At 51.3% G+C, this 13,587-nt stretch carries 11 protein-coding genes; 7 read left to right on the forward strand and 4 right to left on the reverse strand.

Features of this window, described 5'->3' with window-relative positions; translation table 11 throughout:
- Window positions 1-220: 220 nt before the first annotated feature.
- Together erpA and clcA are read right to left on the reverse strand one after the other, a co-directional pair.
- Window positions 221-568, reverse strand: coding sequence for an iron-sulfur cluster insertion protein ErpA (erpA, locus tag A7K98_RS16090; protein WP_087489465.1), 348 nt, complete (start codon window positions 566-568; stop codon window positions 221-223).
- Window positions 569-640: 72 nt separating this feature from the next.
- Window positions 641-2,053: a H(+)/Cl(-) exchange transporter ClcA gene (gene clcA / locus A7K98_RS16095; RefSeq protein WP_087489466.1), complete on the reverse strand. Its 1,413-nt coding sequence runs from the start codon at window positions 2,051-2,053 to the stop codon at window positions 641-643.
- A gap of 156 nt (window positions 2,054-2,209) precedes the next feature.
- On the opposite strand from clcA, the gene hemL reads away from it, so the two are divergent.
- On the forward strand, window positions 2,210-3,490 hold the full coding sequence (gene hemL / locus A7K98_RS16100) for a glutamate-1-semialdehyde 2,1-aminomutase (protein WP_087489467.1): 1,281 nt from the start codon (window positions 2,210-2,212) through the stop codon (window positions 3,488-3,490).
- A gap of 72 nt (window positions 3,491-3,562) precedes the next feature.
- On the opposite strand, the gene mrcB is transcribed toward hemL, so the two are convergent.
- Both mrcB and hrpB read right to left on the reverse strand, forming a co-directional pair.
- On the reverse strand, window positions 3,563-6,061 hold the full coding sequence (mrcB, locus tag A7K98_RS16105; protein ID WP_087489468.1) for a bifunctional glycosyl transferase/transpeptidase: 2,499 nt from the start codon (window positions 6,059-6,061) through the stop codon (window positions 3,563-3,565).
- 95 nt (window positions 6,062-6,156) lie between these two features.
- Window positions 6,157-8,604 carry an ATP-dependent helicase HrpB gene (gene hrpB, locus A7K98_RS16110; protein WP_087489469.1) on the reverse strand — a complete coding sequence of 816 codons (2,448 nt, stop codon included), beginning with the start codon at window positions 8,602-8,604 and terminating at the stop codon, window positions 6,157-6,159.
- Between the two features lie 136 nt (window positions 8,605-8,740).
- Here hrpB and thpR point away from each other — a divergent pair, with 136 nt between their 5' ends.
- From thpR to folK, 6 genes are all read left to right on the forward strand, one after another.
- Window positions 8,741-9,280 carry an RNA 2',3'-cyclic phosphodiesterase gene (gene thpR, locus A7K98_RS16115; protein ID WP_087489470.1) on the forward strand — a complete coding sequence of 180 codons (540 nt, stop codon included), beginning with the start codon at window positions 8,741-8,743 and terminating at the stop codon, window positions 9,278-9,280.
- 12 nt (window positions 9,281-9,292) lie between these two features.
- Complete coding sequence (gene sfsA, locus A7K98_RS16120; protein ID WP_087489471.1) at window positions 9,293-9,997, forward strand: DNA/RNA nuclease SfsA; 705 nt, start codon at window positions 9,293-9,295, stop codon at window positions 9,995-9,997.
- Window positions 9,998-10,176: 179 nt separating this feature from the next.
- A complete protein-coding gene (dksA, locus tag A7K98_RS16125) occupies window positions 10,177-10,632 on the forward strand; it encodes an RNA polymerase-binding protein DksA (protein WP_038022990.1) in 456 nt (151 codons plus the stop codon).
- 69 nt (window positions 10,633-10,701) lie between these two features.
- Complete coding sequence (gluQRS, locus tag A7K98_RS16130; protein WP_087489472.1) at window positions 10,702-11,634, forward strand: tRNA glutamyl-Q(34) synthetase GluQRS; 933 nt, start codon at window positions 10,702-10,704, stop codon at window positions 11,632-11,634.
- Between the two features lie 40 nt (window positions 11,635-11,674).
- A complete protein-coding gene (pcnB, locus tag A7K98_RS16135) occupies window positions 11,675-13,090 on the forward strand; it encodes a polynucleotide adenylyltransferase PcnB (RefSeq protein WP_211276811.1) in 1,416 nt (471 codons plus the stop codon).
- A gap of 2 nt (window positions 13,091-13,092) precedes the next feature.
- Window positions 13,093-13,572, forward strand: coding sequence for a 2-amino-4-hydroxy-6-hydroxymethyldihydropteridine diphosphokinase (folK, locus tag A7K98_RS16140; RefSeq protein ID WP_087489474.1), 480 nt, complete (start codon window positions 13,093-13,095; stop codon window positions 13,570-13,572).
- Window positions 13,573-13,587: the final 15 nt, after the last annotated feature.

Here is a 13,587-nt window from a genome sequence, read left to right on the forward strand (position 1 = left end):
ATTGCGCCATAACCACACGCACCTTTAACTTTACAAAAAAAAACGAACGGCTGAATCAGGCTGACAACGTGCCCGTCAGATCTTCAGATTATTTGCACAATAATTAATCAGTCATCTGGCATTTCAGACAGTCTGTTCAGATAAAATGGGTATCAGTGAAAAGAACGTTGAGGGGGGGAGAGAGAATCAGCATCTTCCGGATGAAAGATGCTGATTAAAATCAGATACTGAATGAAGAACCGCAACCACAGGTGGTTTTAGCGTTAGGGTTAGTCACAATAAACCTTGACCCTTCCAGGCCCTCGGTATAATCAACCGAACCACCTACCAGGTATTGCAGGCTCATCGGGTCGACTACCAGTGATACACCCTGCTTCTCGATGGTCATATCACCATCATTTACCTTATCATCAAAGGTAAAACCATACTGGAATCCACTGCACCCACCCCCGGTGATATACACCCGCAATTTCAGCTCAGGGTTATCTTCGTCAGCGATCAGGAATTTTACTTTGTTGGCCGCAGCTTCAGTGAACTGTAACGGCAGTGCTGCAATATCATCGCTCATAAATTACTCCGGTAAACTACAGGGTCTTTAAGGACCTCAATTGCTACATTATCCGTCAGCCATCGGCTGCGATCAAGCGCTCTGCTGTACACTCTGTGCCGCTTCCCTGGCCTCCGTTGATGCCTGCTTTGCCAGAGTTCGTGCCAGCAATGTTGAATACAGCGGAGTGCCACCCAAAAACTGCGCCAGTAATGTGGCACCCAGGCAGGTAATAATCATTGGCAGAATCAGCTGATAATTATCTGTCATTTCCAGTACCAGAACGATACCGGTCAGGGGTGCCCTGACAGACGCCGCAAACAACGCCCCCATTCCGGCAATGGCAAATGTCCCTGCCTGCAGGTGGTATTCCGGAAACATCGATGTGGCAAGAACACCCAGAGCGGTTCCCAGCAAAGTCCCTAACGATAACATTGGTGCGAAAATACCGCCGGGAGCACCGGAACAGAAGCACAGCAATGTCATCAGCATCCGTAGAATAAACAGCGTCAGCAACATGGCAAGACCATATTCGCCTTTGGCTGCTAACGGGATCAGCAACGATCCTCCACCAGTGAGTTCCGGAAACAGAAGTGTCAGTGCGCCACAGGTCCCGCCGATGATCGCCCCAATTAACAGGATAGTCTTCATTCGCCCGCCATGCAGTTGCTGAAAACGATCCTGAACTTTAAAAATAAGCCGGTTGAAAATTACCCCGACAATACCAAACACCATCCCGGCCACCAGGTATAGCCATAGCGTATTCAGTGGTGCATTGGTCAGCTTGCCAACATCCAGCACCGCACTTTCCCCGTTAAAAACGCGAAAAACGATACAGGACATGATGACTCCGATAAACACCGCTTTCACTGAAATCAGGCTGTAGTGGAACTGCAACCTCATCTCTTCAATGATAAACAGTATCCCGGCAAGCGGTGCATTAAAGGCCGCCGACAGACCCGATGCCGCTCCGGTCGCCAGCAATGTATGCCGGACCTCAGCCCCTTTCATTCGGAAAATATCCAGCACCATACGCCCGATATTCCCCCCCAGTTGAACTGTCGGCCCTTCCCGGCCCAACACCAGACCAGCCCCCAGAGTGCCGATACCACCAAAAAACTTAACCGGAATGACTCGCCACCAACGAACCGGACGTAATTCTTCCAGCGCACCTTCTATTTCCGGAATACCAGAACCCGCCGCCTCAGGGGCAAATTGCCTTACCAGCCAGTAACCTACTACTGCCAGCAACGCAGAGACTACTATTCCACCTATCAGCGAGACAAAACCAAAACTACCGGCAAAATGATGCAGCCGGTAGTGCAGTACGGCATTGACTGCTTTATCAAAAGCGACTCCGACCAGTCCGACGAGAATACCGACTAACCCTGCCAGCAGCAGCACTGCCAGTGGGGTTTTATCTTTGCGTATTAACAAACGTAAATAATCAATGCGTCGTAACGGAACGACCGGTATCTCATCAGTTGAAGCAGGTATATTTTGCATGATAAGGCAACAGATTAAGGACCATCAGTACAGTATACCTGTGAAGCGGCTAATTTTTAGGGCTTAAATGTAGCAAACCAATAACCGGGGCTTTCGTCCGGTCCCGAAGTTCTCGTACACTAGTGACATATTCAGTTATCAACAGGAACCGAAGCGATGAGCAAGTCTGAAAACCTCTACAGTGCGGCGCAACGTCTAATTCCGGGAGGCGTTAACTCTCCGGTGCGCGCTTTTACCGGCGTAGGCGGCGTCCCCCTCTTTATTGAACGGGCTGAAGGGGCTTACTTATATGATGCTGACGGTAAAGCCTATGTCGATTACGTCGGTTCATGGGGACCGATGGTTCTGGGGCATAACAATCCGGTAATTCGCAATGCCGTGATTGAAGCTGCAGCGCGTGGTCTAAGTTTTGGCGCTCCTACCGAAATGGAAGTCAAAATGGCAGAACTGGTGTGTGAACTGGTTCCGTCAATGGACATGGTGCGTATGGTTAACTCTGGCACCGAAGCAACGATGAGCGCGATCCGTCTGGCCCGTGGCTTTACCGGTCGTGATAAAATTATTAAATTCGAAGGCTGCTACCACGGACATGCTGATTGTCTGCTGGTCAAAGCAGGTTCTGGTGCATTAACCCTTGGTCAGCCAAACTCCCCGGGAGTCCCGGCAGATTTTGCACGACACACTCTGACCTGTACTTACAATGATCTGCAATCCGTTCGTGAAGCTTTCGGTCAACACCCGCAAGAGATTGCCTGTATTATTGTTGAACCGGTTGCCGGGAACATGAACTGTATTCCTCCTGCTGAAGGATTTTTGCAGGGCTTACGCCAGATTTGTGATGAAAATGGCGCGCTGCTGATTATTGATGAAGTCATGACCGGGTTCCGTGTCGCCCTTGGAGGCGCGCAGGAATATTATGATGTGCAGCCAGACCTGACCTGCCTTGGAAAAATTATCGGTGGCGGTATGCCGGTAGGTGCCTTCGGCGGGCGTCGTGAAATTATGGAAGCTTTAGCCCCTACCGGTCCGGTCTACCAGGCAGGAACTCTGTCGGGTAACCCGCTGGCGATGGCCGCCGGCTTTGCCTGTCTGGGCCAAGTTGCACAACCCGGAACTCACGCCACGCTGACCGAACTGACCAATAGCCTGGCTGAAGGCCTGTTGAATGCGGCGCAACAGGAAAATATCCCGTTGGTCATCAATCATGTTGGCGGTATGTTTGGTATTTTCTTTACCGATGCCGAAACTGTGACCTGCTATCAGGATGTCTGTAAGTGTGATGTGGAACGTTTCAAAAAATTCTTCCACCTGATGCTCGAAGAGGGGATTTACTTTGCACCTTCGGCGTTTGAGGCTGGTTTTATGTCACTGGCCCACAGTCCGGAAGATATCCGGAAAACAGTTGATGCTGCCCGTCGCAGCTTTGCCCGCCTGTAATAGCACTGGATTTCAGCAGAAAAAAAAGGCGCCGAGGCGCCTTTTTTATGGTTGATGACCTGATGACTCAGGTTACTGACCGAACATATCCTTAATCCATCCGGCGACACCCTTACCATCACTGTCCTGCTGTACCTGTTGCTGCTGCTGTTGTTGTTGCTGCTGTTGCTGTTGCTGCTGCTGTTGCTGCTGGCAAAGCGTTGTCGGATCAGCCGCCCAAACCGGCAGAGAACGCCAGGTCGCACTACCGGAACCACAGACAAAGTTACCGGCCGAATCGATGTTCATGGTTGTCACATCTTCCGGTGGAGTCAGATCCAACGGTGTTGGTGGTTGGTTCGCCAGGTAGCGACGGTACAACTGGAGCGCCCCGCTCGATCCCCACAGTTTAGTGGTTTGGTTATTATCACGGCCAACCCACGTCACGGTGACTTCCTTACCGTCAATCCCTGTAAACCAGCTGTCCACCAGATTGTTGGTCGTCCCGGTCTTTCCTGCCAGATGCATTGTCGGATACTGAGCACCCAGAGCATGAGCAGTACCGCGATTAACGACCTGCTGCATTGCGTACAGTGTCAGATAAGCCGCTTCCGGAGGTTCAACCTGCTGTGCCTGAGGGTAGCTCTGGTACAACACCTTACCATCTTCAGAAATTACTGAGCGAACTGCGGACAACGTCGCGCGATTACCACCGCTGGCAATAGTCTGGAATGCCTGAGCTACCTGGACTGGTGTCAGGTTAAGCGCACCGAGCAGCATCGCCGGAACAGCAGTCAGCTGATCTTTGCCGACCCCTAACTTAGTCCAGGTATCCACCACATTCTGCAGCCCCAGAGACATCCCAAGGTTAACTGTCGGAACGTTCATCGAATGAGTCAATGCATCCACCAGTAACACCTTGCCGCTGAATTTATGGTCATCATTCTCCGGGCTCCAGATCTGACCATTCGGCTGTTTCAGCGATAATGGCTGATCGGCGATCCAGCTGTTTAGGCGGTATACCTGAGGCTGAGCAAGAGCCGTCAGATAGGTTGCCGGTTTAGCCAGAGAACCGATAGAGCGACGCGCCTGCATTGCACGGTTATACCCGGCAAACTGAGGATCCGCACCACCGACCATCGCACGGACTTCCCCACTAAAGCGGTCGACCACCACCATTGCAGTTTCAAGATCTTTTAAGCCATGTTGCTTTTTCAGCAGTGGAATACCTTCAGTCACCGCTTTTTCGGCGGCATCCTGAGATATAGGATCCAGAGTAGTGAATATTTTCACGCCGGACAGATCCTGGACTTTATCACCCAGTTTATCCTGCAACTCGCTACGAACCATCTGCATAAAGGCTGGCTGAGGAGTAATCACCCCGCCTTTAGGCTGCACACCTAACGGTCGTGCAGACAGCATGTTATACATATCTTCATCGATATATTTTTGCTGTTGCAACAATCGCAGGACCACATTGCGCCGTTCGAGAGCTAATTTCGGGTTACGCCACGGGTTATACAGCGATGCACCTTTCACCATACCAACCAGCAGCGCCTGCTGATCGACACTCAGTTCATCTACCGGGCGGCCAAAATAATACAAGCTGGCCAGTGGGAAACCGCGAATCTGATCATTTCCTGCCTGCCCTAAATACACTTCATTCAGGTACAGTTCCAGAATACGATCCTTGCTGTAGTGAGCATCCATGATGATAGCCATATAGGCTTCACGAATCTTACGCCACAAGGTACGCTTGTTGGTCAGAAACAGGTTTTTCACCAGTTGCTGTGTCAGGGTACTTCCCCCCTGCACTGCTCTGCCGGCGGTGATATTCGCGACAAACGCACGGCCGATGGAATATAAACTGATTCCGTCATGCTCATAAAAATGGCGATCTTCGGTCGCCACCAGCGTATCGACCAGTGAATTCGGGAAACCGGAACGTGGTACAAATAACCGCTGTTCACCATTGGGTGACTGCAGCATAGTAATCAGCCGTGGATCAAGACGGAAGTAACCAAAGTCACGCCCGGTATCCTGATTTTTAATTTCCGACAGTTCACCATTGCTGAAAGTCATCTGTGCATGGATCTGACCTTCTTTTCCATCCGGGAAATCAAATGGCCGACGTAATAAATCGATAGTATTGCCTTTAACCGTAAACTCTCCAGGTCGGGTGATTTTGGTCACCTGGCGATACTGAGTTCCTTCCAGCAGATCAACCATCCCTTTACGGTCGAAAGGCATGCCTGGCTCAAGACTTACCACACGGCCATAAACTGCCGCTGGCAACTGCCAGACCTTACCATCCACCCGATGGCGGATTTCAGAATCGAGATAGACGCCCCAGGCAGCTATCACCACAGCAGCTACCAGAAACAGTTTGATAAACAGCCCCAGCCAACGCCGTTTCTTTACCGGGGGTTTCTTTTTTCCTTTACGTGGCAATGACTGCTCCTCAGCGTACTCGTTGATATCCTGATCATCGTAACTACTATTCTTTTTACTCTTCGCAGGTTTGCGGACTTTTTCCGTTTGACGAGGCGTTTTCCCTTTCCGCCCGATCGGTTCGCGATCGTTCCCAGACATGAATTTTATTCTCCAGGCATAGCCTCAGCATGCGCGTTACTTTAATCCCGTTCCGGCATAATTACATGCCGGAACCCTCTGAAAGCGAGGGAACTTCACAAATGTCCGGGGGAAAATTTTTTACTCCGGCGGGTTGGCAGTGCAGTAGCTGGCGAATCCGGCCATGGATGCTTTGGATAACGGCCTTTCATTTCCTTTTGCACTTCGCGATAAGCCCCCTGCCAGAACCCGGCTAAATCCCGGGTAATTTGTAACGGACGCATTGCCGGTGATAATAATTCCAGCAGCAGAGGGATTCTTCCCCCGGCAATCACTGGCGTATGAGCTTCACCAAACATCTCCTGCATACGTACTGCAAGAACCGGTGGTTGTTCGGTGTCATAACGGATCAGTATACGACTGCCCGTGGGCACAGTGTAATGAGTTGGCAGCTCACTATCCAGTCGCTGGCGTTGTGACCATGTGATTAAATGTAATAAAGCTGCCGAAATATTAATAGAGTTAAAAGAACGGGCATCGGTTACTGTCGCCATTTCCGGTAGCAGCCACTGTTCAAGCGTCTCCAGCAACTCCGAATCGCTCATGGAGGGCCAATTCTCCTCCGCCAGCCATTTACCTGCACAACCCAGTCTGGCCCGAAGCTGCAAAGCTGCAGGGTTCCAGGGCAGCACTGACAGGCCTTTACTTCTGATCCAACGTAACATTGCCTGATGCAGCACCTCTGCTTCCGGTCGGTTCCCCGGCCGTGAAGTCAGGATCAGCGCGCCAATAGCCTGCTGCCGCCGCACCCGCAAAATACCTTTCTCTTCATCCCATTCAACATCATCCCGTTCTTCAATCAGGTCCGGACATTGCCGGGTAAGCTCTGTAATATCCACCGGCAATGCCAGCCTTATCCGGGCTTCGTTCTGTTGTGGACCAAACGACAGTCTCAGTATCAGCAACCATTCGTAGCGCGCCAGTGGATCATCGATGGCCACCGAAGCTCCGGTCCCTTTTGCCATCAGATATCGTCCACTCTGATCGCGTTGCCGGGCCAACTGATCACTAAAACCAGCCATCAGCAACTTAGGTAATAAACCATCATCAACCTGCCCACCCTGGATGCCTGTGCGTTGCTGCAGTGCCCTGGCACGCGTTATCCACTGAGGCTGAGGATGCAAAAACAGCGACAGCAGATCAGCACTGCTGTTACGTGGTGGATCTTCGAGAATAGCCACCAGCAAACACGCTGTCGCCATCGCTGCAGGAGAGTCGTGTGCTGCACAAAGAATGGCCGCCAGTCTCGGTTCAGTACCCGCTGCTGCCATTTGCCTCCCGCGAGGAGTTAACTGATTCGCCGGGTTCACTGCACCGAGCTGTAGCAACTGACGAAACGCTGCGGCCTGACGGCTGACAGGCGGCAGGTCGAGCCATTGCAGTTGTGTCAGTTCCCGACATCCCCAACACAACACATCAAGCATTAGCGCACTTAAATCGCTGTTAAGGATTTCCGCATCACTAACCGCAGCAGCACGTTCAGCCTGTTCCTGGCTTAGTAAATGCCAGCAAATTCCGGGTTCCAGACGGCCGGCACGCCCTGCCCGCTGGACCATAGATGCCTGACTGATACGCTGAGTTTGTAACAAGCTCAAACCGCTTTTATTGTCATAACGTACTGCCCGTTCCAGCGCACAGTCAACCACCAGACGTATGCCGTCAATCGTCAGACTGGTTTCAGCAATATTGGTCGCCAGCACAACCTTACGTTTCCCCGGCAAAGACGGGCTGATGGCTAATTGTTGGTCTGCCAGGCTCATTGCGCCATATAAAGGAAAAACATCAGTTTCATTACTGAGTCGTGCTATCAGTTGTTGCTTAACCGCCAGAATTTCCCGCTCTCCGGGTAAAAAAACCAGCATCGACCCCGAATGCTCATTTAGCAGTTGTGCGGCTTCTCGCGCCACAGCTTCCGTAAATGGTAGCCGTGCAGGCAGAGAAATATAACGGCGTTCGACCGGATAGCTGCGACCTTCTGAGATAATCACCGGAGCCTGTGGCAACAATGCCGATAATCGCTGGTAATCCAGTGTCGCTGACATAAGCAATATTTTCAGGTCGTCACGCAGGCTTTGCTGAACATCCAGTAACAATGCGAGGGCAATATCTGCCTGTAAGCTTCGTTCATGAAATTCATCCAGAATGACCAGGGCGACATCCTGCAGTTCCGGATCTTGTTGCAGCATACGGGTGAGAATACCTTCGGTTACCACCTCCAGTCGGGTTTCTGGTCCGCTACGGCTTTCGCCACGCATCCGGTATCCCACCGTCTTACCCACCGGCTCATTCAGTGTTTCTGCCAGCCGTCTGGCAACATTGCGCGCTGCCAGACGTCTTGGCTCCAGCAGCAAAATGCGCCCACCGTCTGGTATCCGCGTAAGCAGTTGCAAAGGTAACCAGGTTGACTTCCCTGCTCCCGGAGGGGCGATTAATAACGCCTGAGGGGCATATTCCAGTGCAGCGGACAATTCATCCAGCACTTCACTGACAGGTAATGGCTGCAAATAAAACTCCCTGCAAGCTGTGTTAATATAACGTCCATAATAACACTCAACCGTCGGTTCCTCACGCCTGCCCCGTGGTATGTGCGCAGAGCCTGAACCGTGGCCGTCAGGAGCAGACCGACATCAGGAGCCTGAAATGACAGGGCAACATTATTTCTTTGCCATTCAGCTTCCCACAGAGCTGCAAAAATCCTTAGTCCACTGGCGGGCGGAAAATTTTCCTGCCGATAGCGGCCGGCCAGTTCCGGCCGCAGCAATGATGCTTACCCTGGCCTGGCTGGGAGAGATCAGCGACACGACTCTCCGGCGATTACAACAACAGGCAGCGAGAATTCAACAACCGGATTTTATGCTGACGCTGAATGATGCTGGCCACTGGCCCCGTTCAGGATCGGTATGGCTGGGATGTCGCCCCGCCCCCCGGGAGCTGCTAAAGCTGGGGGCACTGTTACGTTCACAGGCTGCGCGACAGGGGTGCCAGCAATCTACCGGTGACTTTCATCCGCATGTAAGAATTCTGCACCATGCTTTTAGCAGGGTTCATTTGCCACCTGCCGGATTTCGCTGGCAATTTCCGGTCACTCAGTTTTCATTAATGTCGGCAGGGGCATCAGGTCGAAAAGCCGCTCATCGCTGCGTGGCCACATTCCCGTTGCAAACCCATTTACAACCATAAAGAGATGTTCAGATGCAGTTTAAGCCGCCCTTACAGTCAGCCACGTTAATCAAACGCTACAAGCGGTTTCTGGCCGATGTGGTAACTCCTGAGCAAGAGGTTTTCACTTTGCATTGCGCCAATACCGGTGCGATGACCGGCTGTGCGACTCCCGGGGATACTGTCTGGTACTCCACTTCAGACAATGCGAAACGTAAATATCCCCACAGTTGGGAACTCACCGAAACTGCCACGGGTGACATGATTTGTGTGAACACCCTGCGGGCCAATACGTTGTTTCGTGAAGCTTTTGAGCGGCAATGCATCCCGGAGCTTGCCGGGTATCAGCAATGTCAGAGTGAAGTTCGTTATGGTTCGGAAAACAGCCGGGTTGATTTTTTACTGCAACAACCGGGTCTTAAGGACTGCTATGTGGAGGTAAAATCGGTCACCTTACTGCAGGACGGCCAGGGATACTTTCCGGATGCGGTGACATTGCGGGGACAAAAACATCTTCGGGAGTTGATGTCTATCGTCGCAGAGGGCCATCGTGCAGTGCTTTTTTTTGCAGTGCTGCATAGCGGGATTCATAACGTAAACGCCGCCCGTCATATCGATCCAGGTTACGCAGCACTTCTTGATCAAGCAATACTGGCTGGAGTGGAGATTCTGGTCTATAAAGCTTCGCTCACACCTGCCGATGCTAAAATAGAATTTTCTATTGGTTTCGGCCAATAAATGGCTGCAACGGCGTGTATTGAAAAGATAATTCGGCATTTAAGCGTCAAATTTATTGACAAGTGAGCAACAACATACAATATCAGTAATTGCCAACAGAGATAGCTTCTGCTATTTATAGCGGCCTGTTTTTTTCCCTCATCGGGAATCGATAGTGCGTGTTATCCAGGAGAAACAGCATGCAAGAAGGGCAAAACCGTAAAACATCGTCCCTGAGTATCCTCGCCATCGCTGGGGTGGAGCCGTATCAAGGGAAACCGGGCGAAGAGTATATGAACGAAGCCCAGCTGACACACTTCAGAAAAATTCTTGAAGCCTGGCGTAATCAACTCAGGGATGAAGTCGACCGTACTGTCTCACATATGCAGGACGAAGCGGCAAACTTCCCCGATCCGGTTGACCGGGCTGCTCAGGAGGAAGAGTTCAGTCTGGAACTGCGTAACCGTGATCGTGAGCGTAAGCTGATTAAAAAGATCGAAAAAACGCTGAAGAAAGTTGAAGATGATGATTTTGGCTACTGCGAATCCTGCGGAGTTGAAATCGGTATTCGTCGTCTGGAAGCCCGTCCTACTGCCGATTTATGTATCGACTGTAAGACGCTGGCTGAGATCCGTGAAAAGCAAATGGCTGGCTGATTTCTGCCTGCCGGAAAGCTAACGTACAACAGAGTCACACTGGCTCTGTTGTACGCTGTATGATTGCTTATGACGCCAGATAAAGGTTGTACCGGGCGCTTTGCGCCATCCCCTTCCGGAGCTTTACACTTCGGATCTTTAATTGCTGCTCTTGGCAGCTATCTGAATGCCAGGGCGCAACAAGGCCGCTGGTGGGTGCGTATCGAAGATATTGACCCTCCCCGTGAAGTTCAGGGCGCTGCCGACACCATTCTTCGCCAGCTGGAACATTATGGCTTGTTCTGGGACGGCGATGTCCTGTGGCAATCACAACGAGCCGATGCTTACCAGGAAGTTATCAACCAACTGATTACCTGCCATAACAGCTACTTTTGTCGTTGTACCCGCAGCAGAATCCGTGAGACAGGCGGTATTTACGATGGCCATTGCCGTCAGCTAAAGCTTTCATCTGACGACGCCGCATTGCGGATTTGCCAGCATCAGCCAGTATTCTCCTTCGAAGATCGGTTACGTGGCCGGTTAATTGCCGATCAGGCACTAGCTGCCGAAGATTTTATTATTCATCGCCGTGACGGTCTGTTTGCTTACAACCTGGCAGTAGTCGTAGATGACCATTTTCAGGGAGTCACTGAAATTGTTCGTGGTGCTGATCTAATTGCTCCGACGGTACGGCAAATTTCTCTGTATCTGCAACTTGGCTGGCCTGTCCCTGACTATATGCATTTACCGCTGGCCTTAAATCCTGAAGGCAACAAATTGTCGAAACAGAATCACGCTCCTCACTTACCGGAAGGTGATCCGCGGCCGGTACTGGTGAAAGCACTGCGTTTTCTGGGACAGACGGTAGACGATGGATGGCAGGATCTCTCCAGAGAAGCATTGCTGATTCAGGCAATATCCCGTTGGAATGTCGTCGATATCCCAATAAATGACGCTTTAATCCCGGCAGAGCCACTTACAGCATTCTCAAATTGCTCACAACAGGCTATGATTAGCCGCTGATTTGAGCATTACTTATTTTATGTCACTGTCGAGGTGTACTATTTTTACCCGAGTAGCGAATTTTTGTCGGAAAGTTCTTCTTCGCGAAGAAGAGGTCCCCGCTGAGACAAAAGACCAAAATCTGATGACTATCATTCCACGTGATAAGCATAATATCTCCCGAAAAGACATTAGCGAAAATGCGCTTAAAGTCTTGTATCGGCTGAATAAAGCAGGCTTTAAAGCTTATCTGGTCGGCGGTGGTGTCCGTGATCTTCTGCTGGGTAAAAAACCGAAAGATTTCGACATTACCACCAATGCAACTCCTGAGCAGATGCGTAAGCTATTCCGCAACTGCCGTCTGGTGGGAAGACGTTTCCGTCTGGCACATGTAATGTTTGGCCCGGAAGTGATCGAAGTGGCGACTTTTCGCGGCCATCATGCCAGCGAAGCTGAAGCCGAAAATGATAATGAACATGACCGCAACCAGTCTCAACGTGGTCAGAATGGTATGTTACTGCGCGACAATATCTTTGGATCCATTGAAGATGATGCTCAACGCCGTGACCTGACGATTAACAGCCTCTACTACAGCGTGGCTGATTTTACTGTTCGCGATTATGTTGGTGGATTACAGGATCTGCAACAAGGGATTATTCGCCTGATTGGTGACCCGGAAACCCGTTATCGTGAAGATCCGGTGCGGATGCTGCGGGTAGTCCGTTTTGCCGCCAAACTGAATATGAGCATTGCTCCGGAAACAGCAGAACCTGTGACCCGGCTGGCAAGTCTGCTGACCGACATTCCGTCAGCACGTTTATTCGAAGAATCACTGAAATTACTGCAGGCCGGTCACGGGGAACAAACCTACCAGTTATTATTGCAGTACCAGCTGTTCCAGCCTCTTTTCCCAACCATTACACAATATCTGACCCCACAGGGTGACAGTGCAATGGAACGGATGATAGTCCAGGTACTGAAAAATACTGACCGGCGGATTAACAACGATATGCGTGTTAATCCGGCATTTCTGTTTGCCGCTATGCTTTGGTATCCGCAGTCAGAACGTGCTCAGCAGATTGCCCAGGAAAGCGGTCTTCCATGGTACGAAGCCTTTGCGCTGGCCATGAATGACACCCTGGATGAAGCCTGTCGTGCGATTGCCATTCCGAAACGCATTACCAGCCTGATTCGTGATATCTGGTCGCTGCAGCTACGCCTGCCACGTCGCCACGGTAAACGGGCATGGAAACTGATGGAGCATCCAAAATTCCGTGCAGCCTACGACCTGTTGTTACTGCGTGCTGAGGTAGAAAAAAACAGCGAGCTGGAGCGACTGGGACAATGGTGGGGAGAATTTCAGTCAGCACCTCCGGCACGACAGTCTTCGATGATCAACAGTCTGGGAAGCGATCCGCATCAACGTCGTCGTCCTAACCGGTCGCGCCGTCGTCAACCGGCACCACGGAATAGCTGAGAATGACGCTGGCTTATATTGCCCTGGGCAGTAATCTGGCGGATCCTCTGCAACAGGTACATGCAGCCTTACAGGCACTGGATGCGATCCCGCACAGTCAGCGGATCGCTACCTCATCGTTTTACCGCACCCCGCCTTATGGCCCGCCGGACCAGCCTGACTATCTTAACGCCGTCATTGCACTGGAAACCTCGCTGACTGCAGAGCAACTACTGGAACATACCCAGCGTATCGAACTCGAGCAGGGGCGTGAACGTAAAGATGAGCGCTGGGGTCCCCGTACGCTGGACCTGGATATTATGTTGTTTGGCCAGCAGGAAATTATGACCTCGCGCCTGACTGTTCCGCATTACGATATGCACAACCGTGCTTTTATGCTGCTGCCGCTTAACGAGATAGCCCCTGACTGCCACTATCCCGATGGGCGTTCTGTTGCATCACTACTTTCCACACTGGATAGTTCCGCTATCAGCCTTTGGTAGCCCCGTTTTACGGCC

Source organism: Tatumella citrea, from assembly GCF_002163585.1.
GTDB lineage: Bacteria > Pseudomonadota > Gammaproteobacteria > Enterobacterales > Enterobacteriaceae > Tatumella > Tatumella citrea.

Excerpts from the sequence above, each read along its gene's own strand:
- erpA (WP_087489465.1), bottom strand. The coding sequence starts at position 568 with ATGAGCGATGATATTGCAGCACTGCCGTTACAGTTCACTGAAGCTGCG.
- clcA (WP_087489466.1), bottom strand. The coding sequence starts at position 2,053 with ATGCAAAATATACCTGCTTCAACTGATGAGATACCGGTCGTTCCGTTA.
- hemL (WP_087489467.1), top strand. The coding sequence starts at position 2,210 with ATGAGCAAGTCTGAAAACCTCTACAGTGCGGCGCAACGTCTAATTCCG.
- mrcB (WP_087489468.1), bottom strand. The coding sequence starts at position 6,061 with ATGTCTGGGAACGATCGCGAACCGATCGGGCGGAAAGGGAAAACGCCT.
- thpR (WP_087489470.1), top strand. The coding sequence starts at position 8,741 with ATGACAGGGCAACATTATTTCTTTGCCATTCAGCTTCCCACAGAGCTG.
- sfsA (WP_087489471.1), top strand. The coding sequence starts at position 9,293 with ATGCAGTTTAAGCCGCCCTTACAGTCAGCCACGTTAATCAAACGCTAC.
- dksA (WP_038022990.1), top strand. The coding sequence starts at position 10,177 with ATGCAAGAAGGGCAAAACCGTAAAACATCGTCCCTGAGTATCCTCGCC.
- gluQRS (WP_087489472.1), top strand. The coding sequence starts at position 10,702 with ATGACGCCAGATAAAGGTTGTACCGGGCGCTTTGCGCCATCCCCTTCC.
- folK (WP_087489474.1), top strand. The coding sequence starts at position 13,093 with ATGACGCTGGCTTATATTGCCCTGGGCAGTAATCTGGCGGATCCTCTG.